This is a genomic window from Anaerostipes sp. 494a, from assembly GCF_001940315.1.
GTDB lineage: Bacteria > Bacillota > Clostridia > Lachnospirales > Lachnospiraceae > Anaerostipes > Anaerostipes faecalis.
In genome coordinates this window covers 1661461-1675661 of record NZ_MJIF01000001.1, presented here as the reverse complement: position 1 = coordinate 1675661, position 14201 = coordinate 1661461, and the positions used below count along the sequence as shown (strand labels likewise).

Below are 14201 nucleotides of genomic sequence, written 5' to 3'. Positions count from 1 at the left end.
GTCAACTGAATAAATTTTTCAAATGATATCCGTTAAATAAAAAAGTAAATTCCACCTTAGGCTGAATTTAGTCTTACATTCTGGTCAGATTCCATGTATGCTACATATTGCCTCTTATCCGCAGTAGAAATGAGGTAAATATGTCAATGAAAATAGAAACAAACCAGAAACACATGACCCAGGATAACCGTGTAGTGATCGAAAAGGGGTTAGATGCTTCCAAGCCCTTGTCTGCCATTGCTGCCGAACTAGGTAAAGATCCTACCACTATCTCTAAAGAGATAAAGAAGCATAGGGCTTTTCAAGAACATAACAAATTCAATGAGCCAGCCTTTCGTTGTGCTCTTGCCAGGGACTGTCACAAGAAACATGTTTGCAGTACGGAACTCTTTTGCAAAAGGGAATGTAAAAGATGTAGCAAATGTCATACTTATTGCAAAGATTATGTTCCATTCGATTACTCATGCCCCAAAACAAAGAAAGCACCCTATGTTTGCAATGGATGTTCAAAAAAGAGCGGCTGCCGTCTTGATAAGTTCTATTATCGTGCCACACGAGCTCATAAAGAATACAAGACTATTCTTGTAGAGTCCAGAGCAGGAATTAATGCTTCCCAAGAAAAAATCAAAGCTCTTGATGATATCATTAGTCCTCTGGTTGAAAATGGTCAGTCAGTCTACACCATCCTTCATAATCATCCGGAAATCACACAGTGTGAAAAGACTATCTACAACTACATCGATGCCGGCGTATTTTCTGTCGGAAACATGGATCTTCCCAAGAAAGTGACCTACAAGCCTCGCCAATGTCACAGAACTGAAATCGATGATACCGGTGTTTTTGAAGGTCGTACCTATAAAGACCTTCAGAATTATCTGAGGGAATATCCCGATACAAAGATAACCGAGATGGATACAGTGGTTGGCCCGGAAGGAAGCAGCAAAGTCCTCTTAACTCTTCATTTTTGTAATGCCGATTTCATGATGGCTTACCTTCTTGACTCCAAAGAATCAATTGGTGTCGAGAAAACTTTTGATAGAATTAACAAAGCAATTGGATCTCATCTTTTTTGTAAAACAATGCCTCTGATAATCACCGACAGAGGTGGCGAATTCAAGCACCTAGAGACCCTAGAATGCGGAATCGACAACATACTAAGAACAAGCATCTACTACTGTGATCCAATGGCTTCATGGCAGAAACCACACTGTGAAAAAAACCATGAGTATATCAGAAAAATCTGTCCAAAAACTATCACTACTTTTGATAGATTAAATCAGAACGATGTAAATCTTATGATGAGTCACATCAATAGTTCTTGCCGCGAGAGTCTTGGTGGCTTAACTCCATTCGCTCTTGCAAAAATGATGCTGCCAAAAGAATTACTGGATTTCTTCGGTTTAAAAGAAATACCTGCGGACGAAGTTATACTTACGCCCGCACTACTCAAGGGTAAAATCGAAGTAAACGCGTAACACGCGAGCATGAGAAGCTGGTATTTCATGTGTTTACATTAGGGATATCTATGCTAGGCTGGCACAACATGCCAACAGGCTTTGTACCTGGTCCTGTCCCAATAGGACCAGGTGCCGAGCCTGTTCCCAAGCCTGTTACAGCATAGATATGGGTTCCTGATGTCAACACTTTAATTATCCTGCGACAAATGCTCCCAAACAATATAAATCTGCGGATATGAGCCACCATAGTTTTGTCCCTAGGCAGGTGGAATTCAGTCTTGCAGGATCCAATTCCAGTTGCTGGCGACCGCATACTTTTTTTTAGAATACATATGTTCCAGAATAACTAAATTCAAGAATAAAGGGTCTGACAACATATGTCAAACCCTAATAAAACTGAATTTAGTCTTCAGTATGGAATTTAAGTTTACAAGTGGAATTTACATTTTCATTCAACTTTCAAATGATATCTGCCAGTATATCACAATCCTTCCGTCTACGAACACAAAACTTTATCTTAATTTCTACGAGGCCTTAAAATGAGAGAATTTTCATTTATCCACTGCTTAAATATATAATCCAATACAATAAAACATATATACTATGAGTTTTGATTTATTGGATTTAATACCTGTAAACTTTAGGTATCTTAGAAAAACGAAATAAAAGAATAGAAGATCCAGAACCATTGAAATTTTGCCGTTATTTTGACAGGTTCGCAGCAAATTTGCAATGTCATTAAGTTAAGAAAAACAGAGATAAAAGATAAGTTTTAAATTTATCTTTTATCTCTGTTTTTATATATTGACAAACTCAGGATAAAGAGTGATGTATTAGGTAGGAGGTGAATGATTATGAAGTATGCACAGAAAGTAAAAAAACGTTATTTAACTATATTAAATGATATGGCTAAAAATCGAGATTCGTATGTTAAAAATCCAGAAAAAGATTTTACAAGAAAAAGAAAACTATCCTTTCAAGATACCATTAATACGATTGTTACTTATGATGCTGGCAGCATTGGCCGTTGCATAAAACGCTACATTCCAAAAGTTGAAAAAACTCCAACTACTTCTGCATTTCTTCAACAGCAAAAAAAATTAAAATTGTCTGCATTTCAAACTCTTTTTTACAGATTTAATGACCCGTTTCCAGATAAAACTTTGTATAATCTTCATATTTTATCTGTTGATGGTACTGGTGTCACGGTCCCTATGGACAGAATAAATGAAAATAAAGAATACGCACGCGTACGTACCAATAAAGACTCTACCCGACCTGCTTATCAGTTTCATGTTTCCTGTATCTATGATCTTATCAATGAAAGATACTGTGATGCTTATATCGAACCTTTTCGAACACATAGTGAAACTCACGTATTTTCTGTGATGTTGGAACGTAAAAATTTTCCGCAGAAAGCTCTGTTTATCGCAGACCGTGGCTATGAAAGTTATCTGCTGATGGCACAGATCCAACATGATGGAAACTATTTCCTGATCCGTGCAAGAGAAGATTTTGGACAGGGCAGTATGATCAAAGGATATCCATTTCCAAGAGATGGTACTTTTGATAAAACAGTTACCTATATTTATACGAAAACACAAAACAAAAGGACAAAAGCTAATCCAGAGCTTTATAAAAGGGTCGCTACAAGAAATTCACCCTATTTTATAAACAAAGAACACCCTTATGTAAAAATGACATTGCGTTTTGTGATGATCGTACTTCCGAATGGACAGAAAGAATGTCTGATCACGAATCTGCCAGCAAATAAATTTCCACCAGAAACACTAAAAAAACTTTATTGTATACGCTGGAAAATAGAAACATCTTTTCGTTTGATCAAGTATTCTGCCAATCTTCTGGAATTTCATTCAAAAAAAATAGAGTTTTTGCAACAGGAGATATGGGCCAAGATGATCTTTTATAACTTTACGACCACGATCACCCAACATTTGCGATATAAAAGAGATCGTGGAAAGTATCAATATAAGCCGAATATGACCAATGCACTCCAAATGTGCAAGGACTATCTCCGAAATGCAAAAACTCCAAATGATGTAGAAGGACATATATTAATGGAAATGACTCCGATCAGGGATGGACGATCGTTTAAACGAGATAAGTCCAGACATCAGAGTGTTTTTACCACTTTCAGACACAACTAACATCAACTTTAATATAATCTTTTTGTAGGCAGAAATCAATCTGTCTTTTTGGAATGCAGAAAATAAAAATCTCACCAACAGACATAATGAATATCTGTTGATGAGATAACAATACTGATTCTTAACTTAATGACATTGCAATCAAGCTGGAGTCTTGCATATTGCAAACCGCTTCCTTTACTGATTTCTTCCATTACTGGAACGTATACCTGCACCCAGATTTCACTTTCTCTTTCTTTTACAGGTATGGTCATATATTGGGGATACAGCTTTCCTTTCACTTTTGCATCGGTTCCTGTTTGAGGATGATTATACTTGTCATACACATTTTTATAATAAGATTTCACCGATGCTGCCACTGGAGCTTCATTTTTCGGCAGCTCATAACCACTGCTTCCTCCTTTCCAACCTGGAAAATAATGAAAAGCTCCCAGATACCCGGTAAACTGAGCGGTTCCCAGGCTGGTTGTCAAAGCCTTGCACTCCATTCTCAGATAGATTTTATCTCCATCCGCAATAATCTGCATTGGTTTTGCAATAGCTGCATTTCCCATAGATGCCTGATTAGATGTGGCACTTCTTAATATTCCATCAACGGAATAAGTACCACTGGAAAGAATTTTTTCATTGGCAGATACCAAATGCCCTGTAAAAGAAAGAATTCCATATAAAAAAATCATGCATGCTAGAATTCCACTTATTATACCTGCAAATATTTTATTTCTCATAATTCTCCTGACATAACAAATCCATTGATTATATCAACCAATGGATTTGTTCTTTTGGCTTTATTTTTTAATTGTTACTTTCACTTTACTGGAATAGCTACTGTATACTTTCTTCTTTCCAACTTTACGGTAGGCTCTGACTTTATAATAATATTTTTTCTTTTTGATCAGTTTTTTATTGGTATATGTCACAGTGCTTCCCTTAGTAATTGTCTTTACTTTTTTAAATTTTCCATTGGATTTTGTAGCTCGAACAATTTCATATCCACTGGCTCCACTGACTTTTTTCCATGTGACTTTCGCTGCTTTTGAAGATGAATTTTTTACTTTCACACCAGTGACTTTTGCTAAAGCTGGTTTTGCTGATACTGCTTTAGAATAACTTCCATAGGCTGTTTTTCCAGATTTTGTTGTATAGGCACGAACCTTAAAAGTATAACTGTTTCCTGTTGTCAGTCCTGTTTTTGTATATGAAGTTCCTTTCACAGTTGCCACTTTACTGTACTTTTTGGTTTTGGAATTATATTGATATACTTCATATCCTGTTGCTCCACTTACTATTTTCCAGCTGATTTTTACTTTACTGTACGCAGCACTTACTGCTTTCACAGTCTGCGGAACTGCCGGTGTCTTCACTGTAACCACCGGCTGTGCTGGCTTCTCCGGTACATCTGGGAGTTCTACCCATTCTTTCAGTGATGTCCAATCCAGTTTTAAGAACACCGTTTGTGTACCTGTTCCTGCAGATATCGCCTCCATTACAGGCACAACCATCTGAAGAGGTACATATCCATCTTTTTCTGCTTCTGGAATTAATTCAAATGTGATTTCTGCCGGATAACTGGTACCAAAAGAGTCACTGACCAATGTTCCATCTTCATTTTTCTGATAAGTATTTACTGTCACATCAGATAACATTCCCTGTGGATTGCCATACTGATCCAATGTATATCCAGTCTGAAAATATTTTAGCTGATCCAGGTAGCCAAGCTGTCCTGCCACTGTCAACCCTTTAAAATTCATAGTCAGCATTTTTTTACCATCTTTGACTGTCAGTTTCATATCATGATCGATTGCCCCATTGGACATAGATAAACTTTCTTTGTCAACTTTCAACATCTGTCCACTGATCTTGTAAACACCATCCTGTAAAGAAACTTCATTATCTTCTCCCTCTACATTGGAAGAATCACTTGTGTCATCACTTGTCTTCTGAATATTCTTCCAATCAATGGCAAATATTGCTTTATTCGCATGATTTCCGCCTGTGTTCATTGAGACATACACACCGTTTGCACTGATATCCGGAATTTTAAAACTAATCTTACTTGGATTTCCTTCTTCTGTTACCTCATCAACTCTTACTGCCTTTGACTCTGTGTAAGTTTTATCCTGAGCAATTACCCATTCAGATGCCCATGCCGTTATAGGTCCCATACTTACTGATGTCAGGTTTAATGTTGCAGTTGCCGTCCCATCCTTATGTACTACAAGGACTGCCGGTCCATTAATACAGCTTCCTGCCATAGATGTGTATGCATCACTAAAATAGTCTTCTGCTTCCATATCTGTACCTGATTTCTGCAGTTTAACTGCAACGCTGTAGGTTCCTGGAGTCACCTCTGTTTGTGCAGCTCCATTTCCTGCCAGAAAAGCTTCTCCCCCGGCCTTGCCAAATTCATTTACCACATTTTCTCCCGCAAAAGCATTGATTGATTCTGGAACTGTTGAAACTGCCATCATAAGTGCTAAAACCCCGGCAGCTATTTTTGCTGTGATCTTTCTCATAAAATCCTCCTTAACTGCATATATAAATTCGTTCCTGGTTAGTCTTGACTACCTCTTTTTATCACGAAATTTACTATGCCGTCAATTGGAATATTTTTCCTGTCTAAATGGATTTTTTTCTTAATATTCTCACAAGCCGCATTTTTACTATACAAAAAAGGTGCTGCACCTGTGCAACACCTTTTTATTCCTGATATTTTTTCTCACTTTTATTACATTTTTATTTTGAAAACTGCCATGCTTTTCATTGATCCTTATTCCAGCACAACTACTTCATAAGGTTTCATCTGTAGTTTCTTTCCAATCATTGTGGTCTGCTGATAATTTACAAAAATTACATTTTCATAATCTTCTGTTAATGTGATTTCTGCTGGCTGACCACTGAAATTACAGATCAATACCAGCTTTTTCTCTTCTAATTCCCTTGTATAGGCAAAAATTGATTCTTCCTCCTGATACAAAGGTTTAAAATCTCCGTAGGTCAGAATTTCTTTGTATTTTTCTGACTTGCGAAACGCAATAAGTCTGCGGTAGAAATTTAACACCGAACCATACTGGACTTCCTGTTTTTCCACATTGATTTCTTTATAATTTTCATTAACCGGAAGCCATGGAATCCCTGCAGTAAACCCAGCATATTCTTTATCATTCCACTGCATTGGTGTCCTGGCATTATCCCTGCTGTGATGTCTGCATATTTCCAGCGCCTGATTACTGGAATAACCTGCCTCAACAGCAACCTGATACTGACTCATGGTTTCCAGATCATCAAATTCCGACAATTTCCATCTACGATTACACATGCCTATTTCCTGTCCCTGATAGAGAAACGGAAGCCCTCTCTGACACATAAGAATCGTTGCCAATGCTGAAATACTATGAAATCCATAATCCTCTTCCGGAATAAACAGACTTGCTCCTCTGGGCTGATCATGATTTTCAATAATATTTGCTTCAAATCCGGTATTTCCTATGATTTTCTGATTATGAAAGGTTTCTTCCCGCCATTCTTTAAACGGCTGCGGCCAGACATATTCCTTATAATTTTTCCCTTTTCTATAGGCATGACATGGTTCAAAAGCAAAGATAGACGAAAAATATCCATTCTCTCCAATAAAATTCTTTATATTATCCTCTTTTAAAAACATGGCTTCCCCTATAGAAAAAGCATCATATGGATCAAAACATCTTTCTTTCATTTCCATAAGAAATTTTTCAATTCCACTTACTCTCTGACTGACTTTATACACATCTGCCATGCCATCCGGTCCATCTGCCGGAAGATTCTCCCATGTAAGATCTTTTTTTATGTTCATTATCGCATCAATACGAAATCCTCCCAGACCTTTTTCCAGCCACCAGCAGATCATTTCATAAATTTTTTCCCGGACAAGTGGATTCTCCCAGTTAAGATCCGGCTGTTCCTTTGCAAAAGAATGAAGATAGAATTTATTATCATGCCCCGGCAGTTTTTCCCATACACTTCCTCCAAAATAGGACCGCCAGTTTGTAGGAGCTTTTCCGTCTTTTCCGTCTTTAATATAAAAAAACTCTCCATAAGGTCCTTCCGGATTTTTCATTGCTTCCTGAAACCATGGATGTTCACTGGAACAATGATTCACTACCAAATCCATTAAAATTGAAATATTTTTCTTTTTTGCCTCTGTGATCAACTGATCCATATCATCCATAGTCCCAAACATCGGGTCTATAGCATAATAATCCGAAATATCATAACCGTTATCCACCATTGGCGATTGAAATACCGGAGATATCCACAAAATATCAATACCCAGCTTTTCCAGATAGTCCAGTTTGCTGATAATGCCTTGAATATCACCGATGCCATCTCCATTGGAATCCATAAAACTTTTTGGATAAATCTGATAAGCAACTTTCTCATGCCACCATTGTTTTTTCATAGTTCTTCTCCATAAACAGGGTTTTCCTGGCTATCTCCAGTCCAAAACTATTATTATGTACTACTGAATCTGATTTGCGCTGATTACTACATCTCCTTTTTTCACTTTAATGCCCTTAGCCTCCAGCAGTTCAGAAACAGTACACACTTCATATCCTTTTTTCTTTAACTGAGGAAGCACCTGTTCCACTGCCTGAACCGTCTGCTCATGAATATCATGCATCAGAACAATATCCCCATCCTTTGCCTTCTGTAATATGCACTTAACTGTTGCAGCTGTATTTCTTGTCTTCCAGTCCAGTGTATCAACACTCCATAAAACCAATGGTCCATCAATGTTCTGTTTAACTGTCTCATTGATTCCACCATATGGCGGCCGGAAATTAGCTGCTTTACTTCCACATGCTTTCACCAGCGCATCATTCATTCTTTGATACTGACTGGCCACTCCTGCTGCTCCAATCTTTGTCAAAAGAGGATGATCATAAGAATGTCCTGAAACTTCATTCCCTGATTTCTGTACCTCTTTTACTATATCCGGATAACTTTTTGCATTTTGTCCAAGCATATAAAAAGTTGCCCGGTAATTCTGCTTATCTAATGCCTTGATGATTCTTTCCGTATTCCCAGGTTTCGGCCCATCATCAAAAGTAAAGGCAATCAGCTTCTTGGTCTTATCTATTTTTCTTGGAACGTATAAAGCCTTTTTCATCTGTTTCCCGGTATCTTTGCTTAATATTCCTTCGTTAGCCTTTACAACATACTGTCCTAATCCTTCATTAACTGATACGTATTTAGTCTGTCGGCTCTTTACAATAAAAACACTTCCCAAAACCAAAACAGCAATAATTGCTAAAAGTGCTGCAACACGGTCTTTTCTCCATTTTCTTCTTTTTTTCATCTTTTCCATCCTTTTTTATATCTTTTGAAATTTAACAACATCAACCAGACCTTGATCTGTCAGTCTTAACTCAGGAATAACCGGCAATGCCATAAACGATAAGGTAATAAACGGATCAATATCTTTTGATATATTCAGACTCCATGCCTTCTGAAGCATCTCATCAATATTCCTCTGAATCTCTTTAGCCGGCTTCTGGCTTAACAAACCTGCCACCGGCAATGGAAGAGTTCCGAGTATCCTGCCTTCTGATACCAGAACATAACCTCCCTGAATATCCCTGATTGTTTCTACTGCTTTGATAATATCCTCATCATTATCACCAGCTGCAATAATATTATGGGAATCATGGGCTACAGATGTGGCAATGGCTCCATTGACAATTCCATATCCACGAAGAGGAGCTGCCGCTGCATTACCTGTTCCTCGATGTCGCTCAAATACACATAATTTGCTATATACACGATCTGGTTTAAAATAACCATCAATAGAAGGCACTTCTTCTTTGCAAAATTCTGTTACAATCTGATTTGGCACCATTCCGATCACTGGTATAGCACCTTCTGCCTTTACCTGAATTTTGTCCTTGGAAATTTCAGGAAGTACCACTGTGTGAAGAATGGATGGATCCACAGGTGCTATGTCCAGATGATCAAATAATTCTTTCTGAATTTTTACACCTTTTTTATATACTTCTTCCACCTGAACATCTTCTAAAGAATTCAGGATTACAATATCGGCATCCCGTCCTTCTTCAAGGAGCCCTGCATTGTCAAGTCCATATGTACAAGCAGCGTGATATGTTGCCATAGCAACAGCCTGTATAGGATCAAGTCCAAGCTTAATACTCTTCTTGATATTGTAACTGATATGTCCTTCATTTTCAATAGTATCCAAATGCTTATCATCCGTACAAAACATATAATGTTCCATATCATCAGGATCTTTCAATAATCCAGGAATAATATTTTCAACATTTCTTGCCGCACTTCCTTCTCTGATTAAAATCTTCATTCCTGCATGACACTTTTCTCTGGCCTCCTGATAGGAAGTGCATTCATGTTCTGTCATAACTCCTGCTGCCACATAATTCTTAAGATCCTCCCCTGTCAATCCCGGCGCATGCCCATCAATCACCATATCTTTACATAACGAAATCTTATTCATAATTGACGGATCCTTTGCAAGAACTGCCGGATAGCACATAACTTCTCCAAGCCCTAGAACTCTTTCATGATCTTTCCAGCGTTTCATATCTTCCGCTGTAAAATCAGCACCATTGGTCTCGAATGGTGTAGCCGGAATTGATGAAGGCATCATCACATAAACCGTCAGCGGAAGCTGATCTGTTGCATTAAGAATATATTCCATAGCATCATTGCCTTTTACATTGACCAGCTCATGGGGATCCGCAATAACTGTAGTTGTTCCATGAGGCATAACCGCTTTTGCAAATTCCAAAGGAGATGCCATGCTGGATTCAATATGGACATGGCTGTCAATAAATCCAGGACACAGATATTTTCCCTTACAATCAATTTCTTTCTCTCCGGAAAAATCACCAATGCCGCAGATAATTCCATGATTTACTGCAAGATCTGCCTCAACAATCTTTCCCTGCCTTACATCCACGATTTTTCCATTTTTAAAAACCATTTCATATCTTTCCATTGTATTGCTCCCTTCTGATTTGGTTCTTTTTAAATCGTACCATTCCCACAAAATATTTTTTTTGAGAATCAAACAGAATATCCCAATTAATTTCTTCCCTTTCTCCACAATTGGACCATATAATCAAATGTCTGTCTGTATCATATCCGGTAATAGTTACCCAATGCCAGTTATCTTCCCGGAATTCTCTGGCCGGATGCCTAAGAATCAAAAACGCCACCGGATTTTTATGATCAATGGCAGACATAATAAACTCAAGAGACTTTTCCTTATTATGAGGCAGAAAAACCTGTTCCGAAGTTAAGGAAACACCTTGGTCTGATGCATATCTAACAAAATCTTTAGCAAATCTCCCAATAAGAGGATATCCCATAAAACCAGGCTTCATATATGTGTACATTGTTTCCATCAGTTTTATAAACTCCTGATAATCTTCAGGATTGCCATGTGCCGGATATAATGACTTCATAGATTCATCAGTCTGTGCATATACAGCGGCAATATTACTCCCTGTAACGCTGCCACATCCTGCTTTTTTCTGGAACTCACCTGTAAACCATTCCTGATTTCCACCATAGCCTATAACTTTATGATTCCTTTCTATCACTGGACATTGCAATTCTGCTTTCATTTCCCAAACCTTTCCCTTTATTCTTTCCTTCTAGATAACGTTCCATAAATTTTTCAATCGCAATTTTTACAGATGGACGTCATTTCATATCTGATATATACTGAACTTAAAATAGTCAAATATTTTCAATAAAAACTTGAAAGGATTTTATTTATGAAACAAATGATTTTATCTGTAGTGCTTACTATTTTTATTATCACCGGTTCCATTACCTTTACTCTAAACTTTCGCATTTTATATTATCATGATATCACTGCTTTGAAAATAGAACAAACTTCCGGCCTTTCCAGAAAAACCATATGTGAAAACTACAATTCCCTCATAGACTATAATTCTGTTTTTTCCAGAGAGCCTCTAAAACTGACTATGAAAATGTCCAAAGAAGGAAGAATCCATTTCCAGGAAGTAAGAGAAATTTTTTATGCTGTTCAGATTCTTTTGGGAATCAGTTTTCTTTGTTCCCTCTTTTTAGGCTTCCGCCAGATGAAACAAAAAAATTATCATTTTCTTAAAACCACTTCTATTCTGACTCTTACTATACCTCTCATTACAGGTGTTACAGTTTCTTTGTTTTGGAACAAAGCCTTTGTTCTTTTTCATAAATTATTATTCAGTAATGATTACTGGATTTTTGACCCCTACTTTGATCCTATAATTAATATTCTGCCTGATACCTTTTTCTTCCATTGCACTGTTATGATAATCCTTTTAATCCTGGCAGGAAGCGGCACCTGTTTTCTACTTTATAAATTTTGTTCTTTTTTTCGACACAAATCTATGATATAATACATGTTAATTATTTATTTCATTTATTACAAATATATTACATCGTCAGAGAGATTTGTTTATGAATACCAAAAAATTTAAAACCGGTGAAATCCGTAAAATATTAAAAAAGCAGCAGCAATCAGAACATTTCATTGTTTTTATTACTATTCTTCTTTTAGTAACACTTATCGGACTTCCAACACTGTATTATATTCATACAAAAGCTTTGGAGAGAAAAACCCAAAAGGAGATAGCAAAAGAACATGCTGCTATTGAAAAAACAATAAAGCAGGCACAAAAACCAGTATTAAAACCATGGTACACATACCGTGGTGTGGCACATGCACTTGGTGGCGTGGATGGAAAAGATTATCTTAATTCCATAGACGGTTTCTATCAGGCTTACGCCAAAGGTTACCGTATTTTTGAGATGGATCTTCTCCTTACAACAGATCAGGTTGCCATCGGTAAGCATAAATGGGGATGGAATCTGGCTGATCCTACTTCCAAAAAAGGCAATGCAGTAAGTTATCAGACTTTTAAAAGCACAAAAATATATGGAAAATACACTCCAACCTCATTGCTGGATATGTTCCAGGTCATGGACAAATATCCGGATTTTTATCTGATGACTGATTCCAAAGGAGATGAAATTGCCGATGTTCGCAGCGATTTTAATGTCATTGTTGAAACCGCCAGAAAGGCAAATAAAGAATATCTCCTGGATCGTCTGATCGTCCAGGTTTATAACCAGCAAATGTTCCAGACAATCAAGGAAATCTATCCATTTAAACATTTTGTATATACTACATATAAACAGCCTGATGCTGCTTTCTATGAAATGGTTCGTTTTTGTCTGGCAAATCATATTGAAGGAGTTACCTCTCCTCAAAACGATATTAATGACTATCGAATGGATATTTTAAAAGAAAAAGGACTTTACTCTTTTACCCATTCCATCAACAGCTCTTATCATACAAAAGAATTTATGAAACTTGGAGTATATGGCGTTTATTCCGATTTTCTCACTCCTGCTCAAATAGATTTATCTTATATCCGGGCAAATTATCCTACATTTATCATTCGTTTCATGAAGGAACTCATACCGACTTACCGTAATCTGTAAGTCGGTTTTTTATTTTCGATAACCTGTTTCCCGATCCACAATATTCTTTAAATCTTTTCCTGCCAGATATCTGCGTAGATTTTCTGCTACAATATCTGCGATTCGATATAAAGTTACCGGATGATGAAACTCTCCGGACACATGAGGAGTAATTACCGCATTGTCCATATTCCATAATTTATGCTGATTTGGCAATGGTTCCGGATCTGTAACGTCAAGTCCGGCTGCATAGATTTCTTTTGCTACCAATGCATCACATAATTCTTCAGTATTCACCGCAGTTCCACGTCCTCCATTCAAAAAGATCGCGGAAGATTTCATTTTTTTGAAACGTTCTTTATTAAATATATTTCTTGTATCCTTTGTATCTGGAAGGACAGACAAAATCACATCTGCTTCCGGAAGCAATCGATCCAGATCTTCCATCGTATACAACTCATCTACATTCTCTGGAAGTTTTCCAGGTCTTCTCTTAATTCCGACCACATGGTAATCAAACTTTTTCGCAAGTTTGGCAAAATATAACCCTATATCACCCAAACCAACGATTAACAGATTACCTCCGAACAAAGATAGTACTTCTCCTTCATCTTTCCACTCACATTTTTCCTGATTATTTCTATATAAATGAAGTTTTTTCTGAATGGAAAAAAGTACAGCAAACAAGTGCTCTGCCACACCTGGTCCATAAGCTCCCGTTGCATTGGTTAAATAAACATCCTCTGGTAAAACGCCTTTTTTCACATATGCATCAGCTCCCGCTGAATTTAACTGAATCCATTCCAGTTTTGAAGCATCCTGAAGATAATATGGATCTGCGTTTCCAATAATAATTTCTGCATTCTCAACCTGCTCCGCTGTGACTTTGTCATAGGATGTATATGTAAAGCTGCACCCCGGTGCACTTTCTTCGATTGTTTTTTTCTGTCTATTATTAAATGGTATTACTACCAGAATATTTTTGCTTTTCATAAAGATTATCTCCTTGTATAATATTTTCAACTATATTATAGCACAAAAGAGATATTGAAAAATCACTTAT

The 14201-nt window shown here is 37.1% G+C and carries 11 protein-coding genes; 4 read left to right on the top strand and 7 right to left on the bottom strand.

Going from position 1 to position 14201, the window contains the following annotated elements; translation table 11 throughout:
- The first annotated feature begins 140 nt into the window (after nucleotides 1–140).
- Entirely contained in the window at nucleotides 141–1475 is a 1335-nt protein-coding gene (locus BHF70_RS08420; protein WP_075759804.1) for an IS30 family transposase, read from the top strand.
- A gap of 836 nt (nucleotides 1476–2311) precedes the next feature.
- Nucleotides 2312–3625 carry an IS4 family transposase gene (locus BHF70_RS08415; RefSeq protein WP_242946357.1) on the top strand — a complete coding sequence of 438 codons (1314 nt, stop codon included), beginning with the start codon at nucleotides 2312–2314 and terminating at the stop codon, nucleotides 3623–3625.
- A gap of 71 nt (nucleotides 3626–3696) precedes the next feature.
- Here BHF70_RS08415 and BHF70_RS08410 read toward each other — a convergent pair whose 3' ends face one another.
- The 6 genes from BHF70_RS08410 to BHF70_RS08385 form a co-directional block, all read right to left on the bottom strand.
- Complete coding sequence (locus tag BHF70_RS08410; protein ID WP_075759802.1) at nucleotides 3697–4353, bottom strand: NEAT domain-containing protein; 657 nt, start codon at nucleotides 4351–4353, stop codon at nucleotides 3697–3699.
- A 60-nt stretch (nucleotides 4354–4413) separates the two neighbouring features.
- A complete protein-coding gene (locus BHF70_RS12465; protein ID WP_075759801.1) occupies nucleotides 4414–6141 on the bottom strand; it encodes an NEAT domain-containing protein in 1728 nt (575 codons plus the stop codon).
- A gap of 254 nt (nucleotides 6142–6395) precedes the next feature.
- A complete protein-coding gene (locus tag BHF70_RS08400) occupies nucleotides 6396–8063 on the bottom strand; it encodes a glycoside hydrolase family 13 protein (RefSeq protein WP_075759800.1) in 1668 nt (555 codons plus the stop codon).
- 60 nt (nucleotides 8064–8123) lie between these two features.
- Nucleotides 8124–8963: a polysaccharide deacetylase family protein gene (locus BHF70_RS08395; RefSeq protein WP_242946355.1), complete on the bottom strand. Its 840-nt coding sequence runs from the start codon at nucleotides 8961–8963 to the stop codon at nucleotides 8124–8126.
- Nucleotides 8964–8978: 15 nt separating this feature from the next.
- Nucleotides 8979–10634, bottom strand: coding sequence for an adenine deaminase (ade, locus tag BHF70_RS08390; protein WP_075759798.1), 1656 nt, complete (start codon nucleotides 10632–10634; stop codon nucleotides 8979–8981).
- A complete protein-coding gene (locus BHF70_RS08385; protein WP_075759797.1) occupies nucleotides 10621–11265 on the bottom strand; it encodes a hypothetical protein in 645 nt (214 codons plus the stop codon). The genes ade and BHF70_RS08385 overlap by 14 nt, the downstream gene beginning before the upstream one ends.
- A 153-nt stretch (nucleotides 11266–11418) precedes the next feature.
- Between BHF70_RS08385 and BHF70_RS13035 the strand changes: the two genes are divergently transcribed.
- A complete protein-coding gene (locus BHF70_RS13035) occupies nucleotides 11419–12051 on the top strand; it encodes a TIGR01906 family membrane protein (RefSeq protein WP_075759796.1) in 633 nt (210 codons plus the stop codon).
- Between the two features lie 61 nt (nucleotides 12052–12112).
- On the top strand, nucleotides 12113–13159 hold the full coding sequence (locus tag BHF70_RS08375; RefSeq protein ID WP_075759795.1) for a phosphatidylinositol-specific phospholipase C/glycerophosphodiester phosphodiesterase family protein: 1047 nt from the start codon (nucleotides 12113–12115) through the stop codon (nucleotides 13157–13159).
- A gap of 9 nt (nucleotides 13160–13168) precedes the next feature.
- Here the strand turns inward: BHF70_RS08375 and BHF70_RS08370 are convergent, their stop codons facing one another.
- Nucleotides 13169–14131, bottom strand: coding sequence for a D-2-hydroxyacid dehydrogenase (locus BHF70_RS08370; protein WP_075759794.1), 963 nt, complete (start codon nucleotides 14129–14131; stop codon nucleotides 13169–13171).
- Nucleotides 14132–14201 lie beyond the last annotated feature (70 nt).

Excerpts from the sequence above, each read along its gene's own strand:
- BHF70_RS08410 (WP_075759802.1), bottom strand. The coding sequence starts at position 4,353 with ATGAGAAATAAAATATTTGCAGGTATAATAAGTGGAATTCTAGCATGC.
- BHF70_RS08400 (WP_075759800.1), bottom strand. The coding sequence starts at position 8,063 with ATGAAAAAACAATGGTGGCATGAGAAAGTTGCTTATCAGATTTATCCA.
- BHF70_RS08420 (WP_075759804.1), top strand. The coding sequence starts at position 141 with ATGTCAATGAAAATAGAAACAAACCAGAAACACATGACCCAGGATAAC.
- BHF70_RS12465 (WP_075759801.1), bottom strand. The coding sequence starts at position 6,141 with ATGAGAAAGATCACAGCAAAAATAGCTGCCGGGGTTTTAGCACTTATG.
- BHF70_RS13035 (WP_075759796.1), top strand. The coding sequence starts at position 11,419 with ATGAAACAAATGATTTTATCTGTAGTGCTTACTATTTTTATTATCACC.
- ade (WP_075759798.1), bottom strand. The coding sequence starts at position 10,634 with ATGGAAAGATATGAAATGGTTTTTAAAAATGGAAAAATCGTGGATGTA.
- BHF70_RS08385 (WP_075759797.1), bottom strand. The coding sequence starts at position 11,265 with ATGAAAGCAGAATTGCAATGTCCAGTGATAGAAAGGAATCATAAAGTT.
- BHF70_RS08395 (WP_242946355.1), bottom strand. The coding sequence starts at position 8,963 with ATGAAAAAAAGAAGAAAATGGAGAAAAGACCGTGTTGCAGCACTTTTA.
- BHF70_RS08375 (WP_075759795.1), top strand. The coding sequence starts at position 12,113 with ATGAATACCAAAAAATTTAAAACCGGTGAAATCCGTAAAATATTAAAA.
- BHF70_RS08370 (WP_075759794.1), bottom strand. The coding sequence starts at position 14,131 with ATGAAAAGCAAAAATATTCTGGTAGTAATACCATTTAATAATAGACAG.
- BHF70_RS08415 (WP_242946357.1), top strand. The coding sequence starts at position 2,312 with ATGAAGTATGCACAGAAAGTAAAAAAACGTTATTTAACTATATTAAAT.